Raw genomic sequence first — 19,620 nt, 5'->3', positions numbered from 1 at the left:
AAACAGTAAGATTTACATCTGAAGGATCTAATTTCTGTCCGTTTTTAGTATCATTATCTAAAACATTTACATTCAATGTCTGATTTGCATTTGACCCAATAACCGACGGTACAGTGTCTGGATTGGCTACAAGATCGCCTGATGTAACTGGTACAACTATAGTCACAGAATCACAGTTTGCAGGTACAGCGCCAACTTCACATATTACATATTCTACATTGTAATCTCCTTTTGGAGTCGATGGACTTACTGTAATAGTTCCGTTTGAATTTAACGTTAATCCTGTTGGTAAAGTGCCAACAATATTTATACTAACTTCACCAGAATTAGTTCCAATTACAACTGGATTGCCATTTAAGGTATCATTTGCTGTTAATACAACCGTTGTTCCTCCAATATTTCCATTAATTGGTATAATTGTATCTACAACTGCTTTTATTTTATTGTCTACTACAACCGTAGCTGCTGCTGTTTTACAGTTCGCTGTATTTTTTTCGCAGATTTCATAAGTAATGCTGTATGACCCGCTTGGTGCATCTGCCGAAAGAGTAACTTCTCCGTCTGCATCAACACTCAATACTCCGTCAGTTTTTGGTGTTACTGATGTATTTGCTGCTGTAACCGCTAAACCGTTTAATGTATCGTTGGTTTTTACATTTCCAATATTTACTGCAGATAATCCAGATGTTTTTGTTCCGAATGAATCTGCATTGGCACATAAGATTGAATTAATAACAAAACTTACATTTCCAGAAGAACATCCGTTAATTGATGCAGAAATTGTATAGCTTCCTGTAGGTGCTGTAATTGTACCTGCGTTATTGATAACTCCTGTTGATGGGGTTATTATATAATTATAAGTTGAATCATAATTGTTAATAGTAAAACTTCCTGTAAAAGTCGAACATGTCGGTTGAGTGATACTGCTCAATATTGGCGTAGATGGTGTTGTAGTTACAATTACACTTACAGCAGTTCGTGCACTTTCACATGTGTTAGTTGCTTGGCTTACATAATAAGTTCTTGTTGTTAAAATATCTGTTGAAGCTAATGAACTACCCCCTGTTAATTGAGTATACCATTTTAAATTACTTCCAGTAGTAACTGTTAAATCGTTTATTGTTTTATTATCAGCTGAACAAAATAATTGTGCTGAAGCTGTTGGAGCAACTGGTGTTGGATTTATTGTGACATCTACCGAGGTTCTTGAACTCTCACATCCACTTGCAGAAGTCTGGCTTACATAATAAGTTCTGGTTGTTAAAATGTCTGTTGAAGCTAATGCATTACCTCCTGTTAATTGAGTATACCATTTTAAATTACTTCCAGTAGTAACCGTTAAATCGTTTACTGTTTTATTATCAGCTGAACAAAATGATTGTACTGAAGCTGTTGGAGCAATCGGTGTTGGATTTACCGTAATAGTTCTCGTAGAGGTAACGTCAGAACAACCTCCTGTTCCTATTATTTTGTATGTTATTGTTGCTGTACCTGAAGAAACTCCTGTTACCACCCCTGTTGATGAGTTTACTGTAGCAATTGAAGTATTATCACTTGTCCATGCTCCTCCTGTATCACCACTTGATGAAAAAGTTGATGTTCCGCCAATACAGATATTTTGTGTTCCTGATAAAGTTCCAGCATTTGGTGCTGTCGTTACCGTAATTGTTCTTATAGAAACTGCATCTGAACAACCTCCTGTTCCAGTTACTTTATATGTTATTGTTGCTGTACCTGAGGAAACTCCAGTTACCAATCCTGTTGATGAGTTTACCGTAGCAATTGAAGTATTATTACTTGTCCATACTCCTCCTGTATTGCCATTTGATGTAAAGTTTGATGTCCCAGCTGTACAAATATTCTGTACCCCAGACAAAACTCCTGAATTTGGAGGAGTTGCAACGGTTACTACTACTGACTTTATAACAGAACATCCAAAAGAATTCGTAGCTTTTATATAATAAGTACCTGCTGTCGCTGCAGTTGGAGTTGCATAAGCAGCTGTTGCTGCCGAATTAGTCCAATAAGTAAAAGTCAAATTTGATGAACTTCCCGCTGTAACAGTTGATGAAGTTAAATCTACTGTTGAAGGAGAACATACAGATGCTGGATTATTAATTGTAAGTGTTGGCAATGGATTTGGCGTAGTTGAAACACTTGCTGAGTTATTTGCAGCATTACTATCTGTTGTTGTCGATGGTAATGATGCTGCATTTGTATAAACGCCAGACGCATTAACTTTTGCAATTATTTTTAATGTTTCTGTAGCACCTCCATTTACATCTCCTATGCTCCAAACACCAGTTGTAGCGTTATAATTTCCTGTTGTTTGAGTTGAACTTACGAATGTATAACCTGTTGGCAATAGATCATTTACTGAAACTCCAGTAGAATTATTCCCTCCTAAATTACTCAACTTCACAGTAAATTCTATATTAGAACCTACACATGGTGTTGCATTATCAACGGTTTTGGTAATACCTAAATCCGTACATAAAGTAACTGAAACAGGTTTAGATTGTGTTTGAGCTCCACAGGTTAAAGTCGAAGCAACTGAATATGAACCTGTTTTAGTAGCTGTATAGGTATCTGAATTTGCGCCTGCAATCGCTACTCCATTTAAGTACCACTGATAAGGAGATAATCCTGTTTGTGTTTTTAATAATGCTGAATTATTTGTACAACCACCACCAGAAATATAATTAAAAGTTGGATCTTCAGGCTGAACTGCAAAATTTGAGAAAAAACCTGCCATTGTAAATCCTCCTCCTTGCTGCACTATTGAAACTGTTAATTTTGCGTCACTTGATAAAGAAAGAACATCTGGGCTTCCTATTTGAGTATCTTCAAAGTTAATTAAGTACCAGCCAGTATTTCCTAATTGACGGCGAGCCGAAATTCCAGATTTTGTTTCTATATCTTGTCCGTTTACATATACTTTTGAAGAAGCATCCTTTAAAAGGACATATCCAAAGTATGGTAAAGAACCTACTCCATAATTTCTAAATTTTGCCGTCTCAATAAAATTAGATCCTCCACATTGAGATACTGGAGCAATCGTGTAAACATCTACCTCACAATCTCTTGCCGTACCCGAGTATACGGCAACAGTATTTGTTGCGAAAACTCTAGATGCAGAAAAATTAGTTTTAGAAATACCATTTCCGAATGTAAAAAAATCACCCGCATTCAACAAAGTTTTTTCAATCGTCCCTGTCAATACTCCTGTTGCAGAAAATGTATCAACTGTTACTTTTGTATTTGCTTTTGTTGCAACAACAGTTGTTTGTTCTGCTGTATCATTTCCTTTACCTCTTTGAATAAAATACTCTGTACCCAGAACTGCTTCTGGAGGAATTTGGTTATAAGCCCCATCACCACAACCATCTGGCGTGTCAATAGCAGCAGAAGTATTCATAACAGTAGGATTTGAAGATTCAACTAAAGTTCCTATTGGTGCCGTAAATAAATAACTTTGACCAGCATTTAAAGTAATCAACGTACTATTGAATTTTACTGACGTACCATTGGTAATAGCCATAATACTATAAATAGGGCGTTGATCGCCATAACCACCAAAATTCCCAAGAGATCCATCTCGATAATATCCAATTCTATATCGAATACCTATTCCTGCATCTCCAAAACTTGTTAATGCGGCGTTTCCCTTTATATCTTTATCACTTCCTTCACCGCCTAAAGCATCAGAAGCAATATTTCTTAAATTTATAGATATCGGTTTACTTCCCGTTACTATTAAACCAGCAGCATTTATAACTGTGTTTAATTTTAATGCAGGTGCATCTTTAGGTAAACCTGCAAATCTATAAACTGCTGGAGACCCTTTACTAGCAGTTAAAGAATTTGTGATTAAAGTACCGTCACTTTTTAATATTTCAATTGTAACCGGAGTTGTAGAATTTGTTGCAATAACAATTTCATTAGCTTTACTAAAGTATTGCCAAGGAGCCGGTGCAATGTAATGCTTAGTGTAAAACTGAGCCGAAGCATTGTAAGTGCAGATTAATAAAAAAACAATAAGAAAGATGTGCCTAGAAAATCTAGACAAGTTAAAAGTAAAGTTACGCATAGACAACTTGAGTTTGTGGAACAGAAATATTAAGCACTAAAAAATTGATGATTGATTTTAGTGTGTATGTGAAATACGAAAAAAAGGAATAAATGGATTTTGCAAATGCAATAAAAGTCTCATAAAGACCTATAAATAAATAATGTAGCGTTTGGACCATAGTCATGATAGGTTCAATACAAAATTGTTTTTTTAGTTTGTAAAGTAGTTTTGGAGCGACGAAAATATATATAAGGAAGAGATTCCAACGACAATTGTCGACAAAGTGCAGGTAAACTCGTCAAACAACCATATTTAACAATTGTTGAAGTCTATTTTAGAGTAAAAATGTAAAGATTTGATAATGAACAGATCAAAATTTCTTAAAGAATTATGATTAAATTAAATTCCTACAGAATTTATTGACAAAAACACATGTTTTCGTAAGAAATAAAATGAAAGCAAGGTAGATTCAAGAGATTCAAACACACTGAATATCAATATATTAGTCAAAACAAGTTTATTCTAAAAATTTAATATTACGTTTTAATCCGTCAAATTTTGTTCTTTTAATTGGAGAGTTTTTAAAAACAAGTTTAAATGTTTCTTCTGTTATTTCAATCCAATCTTTTTTGGTAAAAGAAATTAGATCTGGATTTGGATTGAACAAAGGTTCGGAGTGAGGTTTAGAAAAACGATTCCATGGACAAACATCTTGGCAGGTATCACAGCCAAACATCCATTCATCAAATTTTCCTTTCATTTCATAAGGAATATTTTCTTTCAATTCGATGGTGTAATAAGAAATACATTTACTTCCATCTACAACATAAGGTGCAACAATTGCCTGAGTCGGGCAGGCGTCTATGCAGGCTGTACAAGATCCACAGTGATCTGTTACTGCATGGTCATATTCCAATTCTAAATCTATAATTAATTCCGCTATAAAATAAAAAGAACCGACTTTTTGAGTAATTAAATTACTATTTTTTCCAATCCATCCTAAGCCGCTTTTTGCTGCCCAAGCTTTATCCAAAACTGGTGCGGAGTCAACAAAAGCACGTCCAGATACTTCTCCAATATTTTCTTGGATAGAGTGTAGAAATTCTTTTAGTTTATCTTTAATTACAAAATGATAATCCTGTCCATACGCATATTTTGAAATCTTAAAACTTTCATCATTCTGCAAAGATTCTGGATAGTAATTAAGTATAAGGGAAACAACACTTTTTCCATCCTCAACCAGTAAAGTTGGATCCAAACGTTTATCAAAATGGTTTTCCATATAAGCCATTTTCCCGTTATGGTTATTATTAAGCCATTTTTCAAGCCGAGGTGCTTCTTCTTCTAAAAATCCTGCTTTCGATATTCCGCAAGAAAGAAAGCCGAGTCTTTTAGCTTCGGCTTTTATAAAATTCGAATATTTCTCTTTAGAATTAATCATTATCTTTTAGAAAAAGTAACTTCTATTCCAACAGGTTTTAATGTAATTAACGGATTAAAGTTCACAGTACTTCCAGCAGAAATAACTTTGTACTTTTTAACTATATAAGAAATAGCAAGACACATTTCATAAATGGCAAAACCAGCTCCAATACACATTCTTGGTCCAGCACCAAAAGGATAGAAATATTGCATAGATTGCTTTCTTTGTTCTCCTAAAAATCGATCTGGATTAAAAGCATGTGGATTTTCCCAATATTTTGGATTTCTATGTAATTCATAAAAAGAAACACCAATCAAAGTGTCTTTTTTAATATTAAACCCTGCTAATGTATCGTCTTCTACATTTTGGCGATCTGTTATCCATGCAGGTGGATACAATCTCATAGACTCATTTAAAACCGCATTAGTGTAGGTCATTCTTTGAAGCTGCTCCACAACATCATCCGTCTCAGATTCAATTTTTGTGATTTCATCGAATACTTTCTGCTGTACTTCCTGATTATTTCCTAATAAGTGTAATGTAAAAGTTAAAGCATTTGCAGTTGTCTCATGTCCAGCTATAAATAAAATTTTTATTTCATCTATTAATTGCTTTACAGACATTCCCTCACCAGTATCTTCATAACGGGTTTCAAGAAGCATATTAAGTAAATCATTTACCTCAGTTCTTGAGTTGGTCCTCTCCTCAATAATCTCTTGAATTATGCTATTATTCTCTTCGGCTAGTGCAAGATGTTTTTTAACTTGACCGCTAACAGAAAACCACCAAGCTTTATGAGGAAGCCTAATTTCTTTAATTAAAAAATTTTGAACTTCTTCAATAATAAATTTAATACGATTTAATTTTTCTTCTGGTATCGAAAACTGAAATAATGATTTAGCAACAACATTAAATGCCAATTCACTCATTATTGGAAAAAGATCAACCTTTTTGTTTTCAACAAGTCCATCTAACTCCGAAATAATAGTCAATCTCATATTTTCAACCAGCTGATTCATTTTTTGTTTATGAAAAGCAGGCTGGATAAGTCTTCTTTGTTTTAACCAAAAATCGCCATCAACAGTCAAAAGCCCCTTTCCTAAATATTTAGAAAGATAAACAGATTGAAACTTAGACTTATGATAGTTTTTTTGATTCTTCTGTAATATGTATTGCGCTACCTCATTATCCCTTGATAAGATAATATGACGTGAACTTCCAATTTTTATAGAAAAAGAATCACCAAAATTTCTAAAGTATTTTTCATGATACGGTATAGGATTTCTTCGAACTCCTTCTGCATCCAAGAAAAATCTAAAAATAGAAAGCTTAGGCGGATAATTGTATTTTTTACTGATAGACATGTCTATATGAATTAAAACAATCCACCTTGAATGTTTGTATTTATCTTTCCTAAATGTTTATAGGCCTTATCTGTAACTTCTCTACCACGAGGTGTTCGCATAATAAATCCTTCTTGAATCAAAAAAGGTTCATAAACTTCTTCAATAGTTTCGCTGCTTTCACTAACCGCCGTTGCTAAAGTTGAAAGTCCTACTGGTCCTCCTTTAAATTTATTAATAATTGTAAGCAAGATTTTATTATCCATTTCATCCAAACCATGAGCATCAACATTCAATGCTTTTAAAGCATAGCGAGCGATCTCTAAATCTATAGTACCGTTACCTTTTATTTGTGCGAAATCACGAACTCTTCTAAGTAAAGCATTTGCAATACGAGGAGTTCCTCTACTACGACCAGCTATTTCAATCGCAGCATCAAGGGCAATTGGCATTTTTAATATAGAAGCACTTCTTTCAACAATTGTCGTTAAAAGTTCTGTAGTATAATATTGTAAACGTGAAGAAATTCCAAAACGAGCACGCATTGGGGCCGTTAACAAACCTGATCTTGTGGTAGCTCCAATAAGTGTGAAAGGATTCAAATTGATTTGAACAGTTCTCGCATTCGGACCTGATTCAATCATGATATCAATTTTAAAATCCTCCATTGCCGAATATAAGTATTCTTCAACAACTGGACTTAGACGATGAATCTCATCAATAAATAAAACATCTCTTTCGTCGAGATTTGTCAACAAACCAGCTAAATCACCAGGCTTATCGAGAACAGGTCCTGAAGTAATTTTAATGCCAACTTCTAACTCATTGGCTAGGATATTGGCAAGTGTTGTTTTTCCTAAACCTGGAGGCCCATGAAATAAAGCATGATCAAGAGCTTCACCTCTTTGATTTGCTGCAGCAACAAATACTTTCAAATTTTCCAAAACTTGATCTTGTCCTGCAAAATCATCAAATGACAGCGGACGCAATCTTTTTTCAAGATCTAATTCTTCTGGGTTATATCCTTTCGTAGTAGGATCTAGATTTTCATTCATCCTACAAAGATATAGAAACTAATTAGTTTTGTAAAATAGTAAAACTGAACGTTCAAAACTTTAACTAAACAAAAAAGGCTGTCATCTCTGACAGCCTTAATTATTTTATTTCTAGTGGTGTAAAACTTCTTCACCTTCTTTCATTGGTACATTTTGAGGTACAAAATCTACATCATGATTTGGGTTACTGTAGTCATACGGCCAACGGTATACGTGAGGAATTTCTCCTGGCCAGTTTCCATGGATATGCTCAACTGGAGTTGTCCACTCTAAAGTTGTTGATCTCCAAGGGTTTTGAACTGCTTTCTTACCGTAAAAAATACTACTAAAGAAGTTGTATAAGAATACTAATTGGAACGCACCTCCTACAAGAGCAAATGTTGTAATCAAAACATTTACATTTTGTAAATCATCAAATAATGGGAAGTTTGTGTTTGTATAATAACGTCTTGGTAAACCAGCTAATCCAATAAAGTGCATTGGGAAGAAAACTCCATAAGCACAAACTGCAGTTACCCAAAAGTGAATATAACCTAAATTTTTATTTAGCATTCTTCCGTACATTTTAGGGAACCAGTGGTAAATACCAGCAAACATTCCATAAAGTGCAGAGATCCCCATTACTAAGTGAAAGTGAGCAATTACAAAGTAAGTATCGTGAACGTTAATATCTAAAGTACTATCTCCTAAAATGATTCCCGTTAAACCTCCAGTGATGAAAGTAGAAACCATTCCAATTGAGAATAACATAGCAGGGTTAAATTGTAAATTACCTTTCCATAAAGTTGTAATCCAGTTAAATGCTTTTACAGCAGATGGAATTGCAATCAATAAAGTTGTAAAAGTAAATACAGATCCTAAGAAAGGATTCATACCTGAAATAAACATATGGTGACCCCAAACGATAGTAGATAAGAATGCAATAGCAAGAACTGACATAATCATCGCTCTATATCCAAAAATTGGTTTACGAGAGTTCGTAGCCATAATTTCAGAAACAAGACCCATTGCAGGTAAAATTACAATGTAAACCTCAGGGTGACCTAAGAACCAGAATAAGTGTTCAAACAATACTGGAGAACCTCCTTGATAATGTAAAACCTCTCCTGCAATATAGATATCTGATAAGAAGAATGAAGTACCAAAACTTCTATCAAAAATCAATAATAAAGCTGCAGATAACAATACTGGGAAAGAAATAACACCAATAATAGCTGTTACGAAAAATGTCCAGATTGTAAGTGGAAGTCTAGTCATAGACATTCCTTTTGTTCTTAAATTGATAACTGTTACAATGTAGTTTAACGATCCCATTAATGAAGATGCAATAAAGATAGCCATTGAAACTAACCATAAAGTCATACCTGTACCAGATCCTGGAATTGCTTGTGGTAAAGCACTTAATGGAGGGTAAATTGTCCAACCTGCAGAAGCTGGTCCAGCCTCAACAAATAAAGAACATAACATTACTACAGCAGATATGAAAAACAACCAGTATGAAATCATATTCATGAACCCAGAAGCCATATCTCTTGCACCAATTTGAAGCGGAATAAGTAAATTACTAAAAGTTCCACTCAAACCAGCTGTCAGTACAAAGAATACCATGATGGTACCGTGGATTGTAACTAAAGCTAAATAAATATCATTTGCCATTACACCATCAGGTGCAAATTTATCTCCTAATAAAACATTAAATATCTTAAAAGACTCCTCTGGCCATGCCAATTGCATTCTGAAAAGCAGGGACATTGCAATACCAATTACTCCCATAACAATACCAGTAATCAAGTATTGCTTAGCAATCATTTTGTGATCAATACTAAAAATATATTTAGTAATGAACGTGTCTTTATGATGATGTTCGTGCTCGTGATCGTGTCCGTGATCGTGATCGTGCGCTTCTGCTGACATATATGTGTACTTTAAATTTTCTTAATAATATTATTTCATCGCAACTTTAGCTACAGCCGCTTTAACTGTATCAACAACTGCTTTAACAGTATCGATTACTTTTGCAGCAGTGTCTGTAGTTGGTGCAGCTCCTTCAGCAGCTGGTTTCTCAGCAGCAGCTGCCGCTTTGATATCCTGAGCTAAAGTAGTTTTCTCACTTAACCATTTCTTGTAGTCTTCTGGAGTATCTACAACAACTTTCATTTGCATGTTATAATGTGAAGCTCCACAAATTTTATTACATAATAATAAATAATCAAATGTATAAGGATCTAATGCTGTACCTCCCTTTGCAACTAAATCAACGCTTTTTTCAGCTCTAAGCTTATTAATATGTGCAACCTTTTCAACCATAAATGGCAACTCTCTGTATTCAGCAGTAGTATAAGTTGGAACAAAAGCAAATTCAGTAACCATACCAGGAACACAGTTCATTTGTGCTCTAAAGTGAGGAAAGTAAGCTGAGTGTAGAACGTCTTGAGAACGCATTTTAAAATGCACTTTTTTTCCTTTTGGGATATGTAATTCAGAAACTACAATATCATCTTGAGAATTTTTATCAGACATATCTACTCCTAAAGTATTTACACCTTCGATTAATCTCACGTTAGCTTTTCCTAAAGTATTATCAGCACCTGCATATCTTGCAGTCCATTTAAACTGTTGAGCATATAATTCAATCTCTATAACATCTTCATCTTTATCAACAAACATGATATTGTTCCAAGCATATAATCCATAAAGAATTAAACAAGCTAAAACAACAGAAGGAATAATACTCCAAATTGCCTCTAATTTATTACTATCAGCAAAAAACAATGCTTTTTTATCTTTATTCCCTTTGTATTTGAAAGAAAACCAATATAATAAACCTTGAGTAATAACTTGAACAGTAAAAATTAAAACCCAAGTAATATTCATTAAATTATCTACTAAAAGTCCATGCTCTGATGCAGGAGTATGAAGTGCTAAATTACCCCATTTTAGTAAACCATAAATAGTAAATATATAGATGAACGCTAAAAAGCCAAACAAAATATATCCCTGAATGTTATTATCATTATCTGATGCAACTTGAGAATCGTCCGAAGATGCTCCTACTTGAGTAAGATCAAATATCTTGGTCAATTGCCATAATGCAACTGCTAATAAAACTAAAACTATAATTACCAACAAACTTGTCATCTGTTTACTTCTTTAAATATTAATAATGAAAATGTTTACTTTCTTCAATGAAAGGATTTCTTTTTGCAAGCAAAGGAGATTTAGTTAATGCAGTAAATACAACAAATATAAATAAACCTAAGAAGAAAAGAATAGATGCAATTTCAGGAACTCCAATAAACCATTTGTCTCCTACTGTACCAGGCATAATCATATTAAAGAAATCAACATAATGACCTAATAATATTACAACACCAGCCATAACAACAACCCAGTTAAGGCGTTTAAAGTCAGTATTAATTAATATTAATAATGGGAAAACAAAGTTCATAACAACCGCCCCAAAGAATGGAAGGTTATATAATTGAATTCGTGTTACGAAATAAGTTACCTCTTCTGGAATATTAGCATACCAAATTAACATGAATTGAGAGAACCATAAATAAGTCCAGAATACACTAATACCAAACATAAATTTAGCTAAATCGTGAATATGACTAGTATTTACATACTCTAAGTATCCTTTAGATTTTAAGTATATAGTCACTAAAGCAATCGAAGTAATTCCACTTACGAAGAACGAAGCAAATACGTACCATCCAAACAAAGTACTAAACCAGTGTGGATCGAAAGACATAATCCAATCCCAAGACATAATAGACTCAGAAACAATAAAGAATACTAAGAATCCAGCAGAAGCTTTGAAATTCTTTTTGTAGTAAAGATCATCGTTTGCCTCATCTTGTGCTAAACAGTTTTTTCTAGAAAAATGACGGTAGATGTTCCACCCTAATAAAAAGATGAAAGCTCTTGCTATCCAGAAAGGAAAGTTTAAATATCCTGACTTACCTGCAATAATAGCATCATAATTTGGACTATTAGGATCTGTTACACCTTCACCTAACCATACAAAAATATGGTTGAAATGTAATCCACATAAAACTAAAATTATAAAAAAGATAATTGAACCAGCTGGTAAATAAGCTGTTATACCTTGCATTACTCTAAATAAAACTGGAGACCAACCTGCCTGAGCAACTTGTTGAATAGCATAAAAAGCTAAAACTCCCATAGAAAGCAGTAAAAAGAAAATACAAGCTACATATACTGCAGACCAAGGTTTGTTTTGTAATTGGTGCAATACGTGCTCTAAATGTTTCTCGTGTTCATTAGCACCAGAAACTTCAGCGTGCTCAGCACCTTTGTGAGTGTCATGTGCAGCTTCAGCAGCAGCATGATGACCTTCTTCTTTATGAGATGCCTCCGCTTTTTCTTCATGTGCAGCACCATGAGAACCATGTTCTTCTGCAGCTAGTATTTTTTCAACTTCTTGAATATCTTTTGGCGCACTTAAAAAACCATACCCAATTCCTAATAAACCAACGGCCATTAAGATGATAGAAAAAGTTTTTAATTTACTTGAAAATGTATACATATCTATTACGATCAGTTTGTTCAACAATTATAATTGGCTTTTTAGTTTCAGAACATAGTCAGCAACTAACCAACGTTCGTGAGCACTTAATTGATTTGCATGTGAACCCATTGCATTTAAACCATAAGTCTCAACATGAAAGATACTTCCTTCAGTGATTTCTCTGTCTTTATAGCTAGGTACTCCAAGAAATTTTTCTCTCTCAACCAATTTACCTTTACCATTACCAGTAGCGCCATGGCAGCTGATACAGTAAATCTCGAAAAGCTCTTTACCTTTTCCAGAATTTCTTTCAATAGAATCCAAAGGAGATTTTAAATTAGCTTTTGCCAATTCGTAACCAGCAGTTGAATTTTCATATTCATAAGGCTCAAAACCTCTATTAATAGTTCCTGCAACAGGAAGCTGTCCTTCTTTTCCTCCTTTAAATATCTTTGCTTCTGTATATGGCTCATAAGCTACAGATTCATACATATTAGGGAAATACTGATAGTTCGGTGCCGAATTATTGTGGCAAGATGAAACTAAAATAGTTATACCAACTAAAAGTGTTATTTTATATATCCTTTTCATAGCTACAATTAATTCTTTTCTATTACTTTAACTTCAACCGCACCCGTTCCTTCAAAGAAAGAAACCAATTCAGCTTCGTTATTATTTACAGCAACTTCCATTAAGAAATGGTCATCTGTTGTTCTAACATCTGGATTTTCAGCTTCTTTAAAAGGCCATAATCTACTTCTCATATAAAAAGTAATTACCATTAAGTGAGCTGCAAAGAATACAGTCATCTCAAACATAATTGGCACAAAAGAAGGCATGTTTTGTATAAAACTAAAACTTGGTTTACCTCCAATATCTTGCGGCCAGTCATGAATCATGATGTAGCTCATCATAGTTGTTGCAACAGAAATACCAACACATCCATATAAAAAAGCACATATTGCTAATCTTGTTGGTGCTAGTCCCATAGCTTTATCCAATCCGTGAACTGGGAATGGAGTAAAAACCTCTTCAATATGATGATGAGCAGCTCTAGTTTTCTTTACTGCATCCATCAAAATGTCATCGTCATTATAAATGGCGTATATAACTTTATTACTCATGATGTGAATCTTTATTTGCTCTTTCTCTAATGTAATTATCTCCTGTTCCTTTCAAAATTGTTTTAACCTCTGCCTGAGCAATTACAGGGAAAGTTCTTGAATACAATAAAAACAATACGAAGAAGAAACCAATTGTTCCAATGAAAATTCCAATATCAACAAATGTTGGTGAGAACATTGTCCAAGAAGATGGAAGGTAATCTCTATGTAAAGAAGTAACAATAATTACGAATCTTTCGAACCACATTCCGATATTTACTACAATCGAAATAATGAATGAGAACATGATACTAGTTCTTAATTTTTTAAACCACATGAACTGAGGAGAGAACACGTTACAAGTCATCATCGACCAATATGCCCACCAGTAAGGTCCAGTAGCTCTATTTAAGAATGCATATTGCTCATACTCTACTCCTGAATACCAAGCTACAAATAACTCAGTAATATAAGCAACCCCAACAATAGAACCAGTAATCATAATAATGATATTCATCAATTCAATATGTTGTAATGTAATGTATGCTTCAAGATTAGAAACTTTTCTCATAACGATCAACAATGTATTAACCATTGCGAATCCTGAGAATACCGCTCCCGCAACGAAGTAAGGAGGGAAAATTGTTGTATGCCATCCAGGAATTACAGAAGTAGCAAAGTCCATAGATACAATCGTGTGTACAGAAAGTACAAGAGGAGTAGCCAAACCAGCTAATACTAAAGATACTTCTTCAAAACGCTGCCAGTCTTTTGCTCTACCACTCCATCCAAAACTTAAGATAGAATAAACTCTTTTATTAAATGGAGTTATAGCTCTATCACGAAGCATTGCAAAGTCAGGTAACAAACCAGTCCACCAGAAAACTAATGATACTGAAAGATACGTTGAAATCGCAAATACGTCCCAAAGTAATGGTGAGTTAAAGTTTACCCATAGAGATCCAAATTGATTTGGAATAGGTAAAACCCAGTATGCTAACCATGGACGTCCCATGTGAATAATTGGAAATAGACCTGCTTGTACTACCGAGAAGATAGTCATCGCTTCTGCAGAACGGTTAATAGCCATTCTCCAACGTTGACGGAAAAGTAATAATACCGCAGAAATTAATGTTCCGGCGTGACCAATACCTACCCACCAAACGAAGTTAGTGATATCCCAAGCCCAACCAACTGTTTTATTTAATCCCCATGTTCCGATACCGGTAGATACGGTGTAAATTATACAACCTAACCCCCAAAGGAAGGCTACTAATGCGATTGTAAATACAATCCACCATTGTTTATTTGCAGGTCCTTCAACAGGCGCTGCCACATCTACAGTTACATCGTGATATGATTTATCACCTATAACTAAAGGTTTTCTAATGGGTGCTTCGTAATGAGACGACATAATCCTTTATATTGTTTCTTAATTAATAATTTTTCTAAGTATTTCTAACTTTAACATGATAGAAAACATTTGGTTTTGTACCCACATGCTCTAATAAGTGATATGCTCTTTCGCTTTCAGCAAGTTTAGCAACTTCACTTTCTTTATCATTAACGTCTCCAAAAATCATAGCTCCAGAAGAACAAGCAGCAGAACAAGCAACAGCATTGTTAAACTCATCTTTTGCAACTACTCTTCCTTCGCGTTTTGCTTGAAGAATTACAGCTTGAGTACTTTGGATACAGAAAGAACATTTTTCCATAACACCACGAGAACGAACGTTTACGTCTGGATTTAATACCATACGACCTAAATCGTCATTCATATGATAATCGAATTCACTATTCTTGTTATATAAGAACCAGTTGAAACGACGTACTTTATAAGGACAGTTGTTTGCACAATAACGAGTACCAACACATCTGTTGTAAGCCATATGATTTTGACCTTGACGACCATGAGATGTAGCAGCCACAGGACAAACTGTCTCACACGGTGCGTGGTTACAGTGCTGACACATTACTGGCTGGAATGCTACTTGAGGATTATCCCCAGGTTTTTCCATCTCATTAAATGTAGATAATGAACTAGATAAACCAGCAATTCCTTCTTTTCTTTCGTTATCGCCTTCAAAAGTGCTTTCAGAAGAATAATATCTATCGATACGCAACCAGTGCATATCACGGCTTCTTCTAACTTCCGCTTTTCCTACAACAGGAACGTTGTTCTCAGCGTGACAAGCAATAACACAAGCACCACATCCAGTACAAGCGTTTAAGTCAATTGAAAGATTAAAATGATGACCAGTTGTACGGTCAAATGATTCCCAAAGGTCTACTGTTGTAGCCTCTACTTCTTGGTGATCTAAAGATACCATTGGTTTTTCATTCCAATGTTCTGCATCTTTAGTATTAAATACTTCTAAGGAAGTTTCTTTAATAATATCTCCTCTACCCATTAAAGTTTTTTGACCTTGAACACAAGCAAACTCATGTTCTCCACCAGCTTTAACGATAGATACAGATTGAACTCCATTAAATCCTTTATATAAAGCGTAAGCATTAATACCTACTTGCATTTCTTCTTTTAGAGATGCTTTACGTCCGTAACCAACAGCTAAACCAATAGTTCCAACTGCTTGACCTGGCTGAACGATAACTGGAACATTTTCCAATTTAACTCCGTCAGCTGTCGTAATAGTAGCATAACTACCATTTAAACCTCCGTTTGCAACAATTTCATTTGACAAACCGATTTTCTTAGCATCAGCATTTGAAACAGTAACATAGTTATCCCAAGAAACTCTTGTGATTGGATCTGGAAATTCTTGCAACCAAGGGTTATTTGCATGTTGTCCATCACCCATACCCGTTTTAGTATACAATACTAACTCAAAGTCTCCAGCTGATTTAGATCTTGCAACAGCACTTGCAGAAGCAGTAGCATCAATTGCACCACCGGCCAAAGCAGTAGCACCAACTACATAAACACCATCATGCAATACTTTATTCCAAGATGACCCAGCAGTAAACACTCCTGAATTTGCTTTTATATAATCATAAAAAGTACCCGCAGTACCATTTAATGATAATAATACGTCTTGAAATTGTTTTGTATTAAAGATAGGACGAATAGTAGGTTGAGTCAAACTATAAGTTCCTTTTGTCAATTCAACATCACCCCAAGACTCTAAATAATGAGGAGCCGGTGCAGCAACTGTAACAATTGACGCAGTTTCATCTTCTTTTAATGCAAAAGCAACAGAAGTTTTAACTTTTTTCAATCCAGATACGAAAGCAGCAGAATCAGCTAATGTATAAACTGGATTAACTCCGCTCATAATTAAAGTATGAACACTTCCAGCGTTCAAATCTTTAATTAACTGTGCAACAACTGCATTAGAACCTTTTCTAATTTGTCTTGCTCCAGCTGTAGTGAAAGCTTCACTAGCCAATGCTTGATTAATAGCTAATACTAATAATTGAGCATTTTTATCTTCAATTCCAGATACTAAAACTCCTTTTGGTCCAGCAGCTTTAAGTTGCTGAGCAGCTTTTACTACTTCAGCTTTAACTTTTTCATCTAAAGCCACAGGAACAGAAGCACCTGCAATAATATTATAAATTTGAACTAAAGCTTGTTTTTGAACAGCTGTAGTCATTGGAACACGCTTATCTGCAGCAGCTCCAGATAATGTCATATTTGATTCAAACTGAAAGTGACGAGACATTTTTCCGTTTTGAGGAATACGTCCTTGTGCATATCCAGTGTCATATCCACCACCTTGCCAGTCTCCTAAGAAATCAGCACCAACAGATACAATTAAAGAAGATTTTGAAAAATCGTAATCTACTAAAGCTCTCTCACCAAATACAGATTCAAAAGCATCTAAAGCTTCAGATGAAGAAACTGCATCATAGACAACATGCTTCGCATTAGGATTTTTAGCAATAAACTCAGCAATTAATTTTTCTGTAGATGGACTTGCTAAAGTATTAGTTAACAATACAACTTGACCACCTTTAGCTTTTGCATCAGCTAAGCTAGATTTGATTCTTAGATCAGCAGCAGACCAAGTAGAATCTTTTCCATCTACTTTAGGCTCTTTCAAACGACCGCTATCATACAACCCTAATATAGAAGCATGAATTCTAGCATTCGCAGAAAATTTAGCTCCTGCAATTTTATTGTTTTCAATTTTAATTGGACGACCCTCGCGAGTTTTCACCAAAAGATTAGCAAAATCAAAACCATCAAAAACTGTAGTTGCATAATAATCCGCAACACCAGGAATGATTTGCTCTGGTTGTAATACATAAGGGATAGACTTGTGAACAGGACCTTCGCAGGCAGCTAATGTAACAGCTGCAGTACTAAACCCTACGTACTTTAAAAAGTCACGACGTGAAGTCCCTGATGTAGATAAAGCATCAGCGTTACCCAAAAACTCATCAGTAGGAATTTCTTCAACAAACTCGTTATTTCTAAGCGCCTCAACAATAGAGCTATTTTCTAGCTCTTCAACACTTTTCCAGTATTTTTTGTTTGATGACATTGTATATATATATTAAAATCTTAATAAATCGATTAATAGTGGCATTTACCGCATTCTAAACCTCCCATTTGCGCTGCAGTTAATTTCTCTACACCGTATTTTTTAGAAAGTTCAGCGTGAATCTTATCATAGTAAGCGTTACCTTCCATCTTAACATCAGTTTTTCTGTGGCAATCCACACACCATCCCATTGTTAATTTAGAGTATTGCTTCATGATTTCAAATTCTTGAACTGGTCCGTGACAAGTTTGACATTCAATTCCAGCAACAGAAACGTGTTGTGAGTGATTGAAGTAAACAAAATCAGGAAGATTATGAATACGAACCCATTTTACAGGTTGAGTTTTTCCAGTATAAGCCTGTTTAGTCTTATCCCATCCAACAGCATCATATAATTTTTGAATCTGCGCATCATAGAAAGCTTTACTGTACTCAGGAGTAGCAGTTGTTTCAGCAACCTCAGAAATATTTTTATGACAGTTCATACAAACATTCAATGAAGGAATTCCAGCTGTTTTACTTACACGAGAAGCAGAGTGGCAATATTTACAATTGATTTCGTTATCACCAGCGTGAATTTTGTGAGAATAGTGAATTGGCTGAATTGGCTCATAATTCTGATCTACACCTACTTGCATCAAGTATCCGTATACAAAATAACCACTTGCCAAAAGCAAAAAGATAGAAGTCACTAAAACCAAAAATTGATTTTTAACGAAAGCTTTCCAGATTGGAGTTCTAGCTTCTTTTGGCGCAACTTCAATACCATTTTTATTTGCAACTTTAGTTAGAACCTTGTTCACCATGAACAACATCACAACTAAAATAGCCATTACAAGAGCAAGAGCTCCTAAAATAATGTTATTTGAAATTCCACCGCCTTGAACATCAGTACCAGGAGGCGTTGCAGCCCCAGGAGCCTTTGCAGGCTCAGCTTTTACTTCAGAAGTATAGGCTATAATATTATCAATATCTCCTTCAGACAATTGAGGAAACGAAGTCATAACAGCTTTGTTATTTTCCTCAAAAAGTTTAACAGCAACAGGATCACCTGACTTAATCATGTCAGAACTGTTATGCACCCACTTGTAAATCCAAGCCATATCATGCTTAGCAGCTACCCCTCTTAAAGCAGGACCAGTTGATTTAGCATCTAATTTGTGACATGCAGCGCAATTTGCATTAAAAAGTTCCTTCCCTTTTACTGGATCACCGCCACCTGCAGCAGGAGCAGCAGCCGCAGCTTCAGGCGCCGCCGGAGCAGCAGCATCTTGAGCAAATGAAGTTAGGGAGAAAATTAACGTCAGCGATAAGCCAAACAGCAATTTTCTTGAGATCGAATTATGGTTACCCACCTTTTTCATATAGTATAAATAATTGTCTACTAATTTTTGGTATGATTTTTTCTGTATTAGATTCAGTAAAAACACACACCCTCTTTTAAAACTTGCACAAAAATACGACTTATGAACTATTCTCAAAACCTTAAAATACCCTTAAATATCAATTTATATCAATTCTAAATAATATTAAAATTTTACACTCAAACTTTAAATAGTATTTTTGCATAAAAACCATCACA

Annotated in this window: 12 protein-coding genes; all 12 read right to left on the bottom strand. The window is 34.7% G+C overall.

Annotation, left to right across the window (positions count from 1 at the left end; genetic code table 11):
* Nucleotides 1–4,090 (bottom strand): Ig-like domain-containing protein (locus EDB96_RS20995; RefSeq protein ID WP_166669262.1); only part of this gene is annotated, 4,090 nt, incomplete at its 3' end.
* Between the two features lie 499 nt (nt 4,091–4,589).
* Nucleotides 4,590–5,513 (bottom strand): tRNA epoxyqueuosine(34) reductase QueG, encoded by a 924-nt coding sequence (gene queG, locus EDB96_RS04035; protein ID WP_134139359.1) that lies wholly within the window; start codon nt 5,511–5,513, stop codon nt 4,590–4,592.
* Complete coding sequence (locus EDB96_RS04030; protein WP_134139357.1) at nt 5,513–6,859, bottom strand: cytochrome P450; 1,347 nt, start codon at nt 6,857–6,859, stop codon at nt 5,513–5,515. The genes queG and EDB96_RS04030 overlap by 1 nt, the downstream gene beginning before the upstream one ends.
* 11 nt (nt 6,860–6,870) lie before the next feature.
* Nucleotides 6,871–7,893 (bottom strand): Holliday junction branch migration DNA helicase RuvB, encoded by a 1,023-nt coding sequence (gene ruvB, locus EDB96_RS04025; RefSeq protein ID WP_134139356.1) that lies wholly within the window; start codon nt 7,891–7,893, stop codon nt 6,871–6,873.
* Nucleotides 7,894–8,004: 111 nt separating this feature from the next.
* Entirely contained in the window at nt 8,005–9,807 is a 1,803-nt protein-coding gene (locus EDB96_RS04020) for a cbb3-type cytochrome c oxidase subunit I (RefSeq protein ID WP_057117451.1), read from the bottom strand.
* A 30-nt stretch (nt 9,808–9,837) separates the two neighbouring features.
* On the bottom strand, nt 9,838–11,031 hold the full coding sequence (locus EDB96_RS04015) for a cytochrome c oxidase subunit II (RefSeq protein WP_134139355.1): 1,194 nt from the start codon (nt 11,029–11,031) through the stop codon (nt 9,838–9,840).
* 19 nt (nt 11,032–11,050) lie between these two features.
* Entirely contained in the window at nt 11,051–12,445 is a 1,395-nt protein-coding gene (locus EDB96_RS04010) for a hypothetical protein (RefSeq protein ID WP_057117676.1), read from the bottom strand.
* 27 nt (nt 12,446–12,472) lie between these two features.
* Nucleotides 12,473–13,018, bottom strand: coding sequence for a c-type cytochrome (locus EDB96_RS04005; RefSeq protein ID WP_057117453.1), 546 nt, complete (start codon nt 13,016–13,018; stop codon nt 12,473–12,475).
* Between the two features lie 8 nt (nt 13,019–13,026).
* Nucleotides 13,027–13,551 carry a DUF3341 domain-containing protein gene (locus EDB96_RS04000; protein ID WP_057117454.1) on the bottom strand — a complete coding sequence of 175 codons (525 nt, stop codon included), beginning with the start codon at nt 13,549–13,551 and terminating at the stop codon, nt 13,027–13,029.
* The gene (gene nrfD / locus EDB96_RS03995) at nt 13,544–14,944 is read right to left on the bottom strand and encodes an NrfD/PsrC family molybdoenzyme membrane anchor subunit (protein ID WP_012023712.1); all 1,401 of its coding nucleotides are present in this window, start codon (nt 14,942–14,944) and stop codon (nt 13,544–13,546) included. Before nrfD ends, EDB96_RS04000 begins: the two co-directional genes overlap by 8 nt.
* A 34-nt stretch (nt 14,945–14,978) precedes the next feature.
* Nucleotides 14,979–18,038 (bottom strand): TAT-variant-translocated molybdopterin oxidoreductase, encoded by a 3,060-nt coding sequence (locus EDB96_RS03990; protein WP_134139353.1) that lies wholly within the window; start codon nt 18,036–18,038, stop codon nt 14,979–14,981.
* Between the two features lie 32 nt (nt 18,039–18,070).
* Nucleotides 18,071–19,402, bottom strand: a complete 1,332-nt coding sequence (locus EDB96_RS03985; protein ID WP_134139352.1) for a c-type cytochrome — start codon at nt 19,400–19,402, stop codon at nt 18,071–18,073.
* Between the last annotated feature and the right edge of the window lie 218 nt (nt 19,403–19,620).

Origin of the sequence: Flavobacterium sp. S87F.05.LMB.W.Kidney.N (genome assembly GCF_004366435.1) — a bacterium.
Taxonomy (GTDB): Bacteria; Bacteroidota; Bacteroidia; order Flavobacteriales; family Flavobacteriaceae; genus Flavobacterium.
This window is presented reverse-complemented; position numbering and strand designations above follow the sequence as displayed.

Coding starts and splice junctions, on each gene's coding strand:
- nrfD (WP_012023712.1), bottom strand. CDS start 14,944: ATGTCGTCTCATTACGAAGCACCCATTAGAAAACCTTTAGTTATAGGT.
- EDB96_RS03985 (WP_134139352.1), bottom strand. CDS start 19,402: ATGAAAAAGGTGGGTAACCATAATTCGATCTCAAGAAAATTGCTGTTT.
- EDB96_RS04010 (WP_057117676.1), bottom strand. CDS start 12,445: ATGTATACATTTTCAAGTAAATTAAAAACTTTTTCTATCATCTTAATG.
- EDB96_RS04030 (WP_134139357.1), bottom strand. CDS start 6,859: ATGTCTATCAGTAAAAAATACAATTATCCGCCTAAGCTTTCTATTTTT.
- ruvB (WP_134139356.1), bottom strand. CDS start 7,893: ATGAATGAAAATCTAGATCCTACTACGAAAGGATATAACCCAGAAGAA.
- EDB96_RS04015 (WP_134139355.1), bottom strand. CDS start 11,031: ATGACAAGTTTGTTGGTAATTATAGTTTTAGTTTTATTAGCAGTTGCA.
- queG (WP_134139359.1), bottom strand. CDS start 5,513: ATGATTAATTCTAAAGAGAAATATTCGAATTTTATAAAAGCCGAAGCT.
- EDB96_RS04020 (WP_057117451.1), bottom strand. CDS start 9,807: ATGTCAGCAGAAGCGCACGATCACGATCACGGACACGATCACGAGCAC.
- EDB96_RS04000 (WP_057117454.1), bottom strand. CDS start 13,551: ATGAGTAATAAAGTTATATACGCCATTTATAATGACGATGACATTTTG.
- EDB96_RS04005 (WP_057117453.1), bottom strand. CDS start 13,018: ATGAAAAGGATATATAAAATAACACTTTTAGTTGGTATAACTATTTTA.
- EDB96_RS03990 (WP_134139353.1), bottom strand. CDS start 18,038: ATGTCATCAAACAAAAAATACTGGAAAAGTGTTGAAGAGCTAGAAAAT.